At 39.0% G+C, this 884-nt stretch carries 1 protein-coding gene and 1 pseudogene; both read right to left on the bottom strand.

The features are described from left to right. Positions 1-195, bottom strand: a pseudogene (locus LD39_RS21110) (alpha-amylase); the annotation flags it as partial. Positions 196-229: 34 nt separating this feature from the next. Beyond that, on the bottom strand, positions 230-373 hold the full coding sequence (locus LD39_RS23970; RefSeq protein ID WP_081988547.1) for a homoserine O-succinyltransferase: 144 nt from the start codon (positions 371-373) through the stop codon (positions 230-232). Positions 374-884: the final 511 nt, after the last annotated feature.

Genomic DNA, 884 nt, shown 5'->3' with positions numbered 1-884 from the left:
GCCTAAGTCGTAATTATCATAAATTCCGTAGCCATTATCTTCCTGGCTTATACCCTTTGTTGCGGGTGGGATCCATAAAGCATCGATGCCACACTCTTTTATTTCACCTGCTAGCAGTGCTAGACGATTCCAGTGGTCACCGTCGTTAGCCAAGTGCCATTCAAAAAATTGCATCATGGTGTGATTACGCTCCATATTATCTTCCTCATTTCACTAATTTCTGTCTCTCTCATTTCCACTTATATGGCGCTTCCTTATACTCATAATAATTGGGACAATTTAAAAATAATAAACGAGCATGAGAATGCCACCGATTCGACGGGAGTTCTTGAGGGGGATTATTTGGAAAATAATGCGCGGGTAAATTCTGCACTTAACTCTCTGTCTAAATCTCGCTCATATATTTCCTTAAGGGATCTCCGTGTCGTATTCCAAACGTCCAGCACCTATAATGTGTGTACTAACCTTGGACATCATGAGAAATCGGTCTGCCTCTTATGAAGAAACTAACAGCTCTAACTCTTCAACTGCTGTATTTATTTAATCTGCTGATCTATTTGTATGTAGTGAGGGGAAAGCGATAAACTCATCGTCAAATCCTTGCAAGAGCTTAATGTCTCCGTGACTATTAAAGGTTCTATGGTAAAAGTACTTAAATATTTTTCCTGAAGGGCAAATCTATCGGTACCATAATGATGAAAAAGTGTCGTTTGAGCGCCCTAGCATATATGAAGGACAGAGGTTACATTTTCCTCTGCTCAATCCATAATCAACTTTTCCCAATATTGGATTTTTTCAAACTGGAAGTGCTCAATAGGAACCCTTTTTAATAATTATTCCGTCAAATTTGCGGTGCTTTAATTAAACCTGTACATTCTCTCAGC

This window comes from Halobacillus sp. BBL2006, from assembly GCF_000786645.1.
Classification (GTDB): domain Bacteria; phylum Bacillota; class Bacilli; order Bacillales; family Halobacillaceae; genus Halobacillus.
Note: the sequence above shows the minus strand (reverse complement) of the source record. Positions and strands in the feature narration are given on the sequence as shown.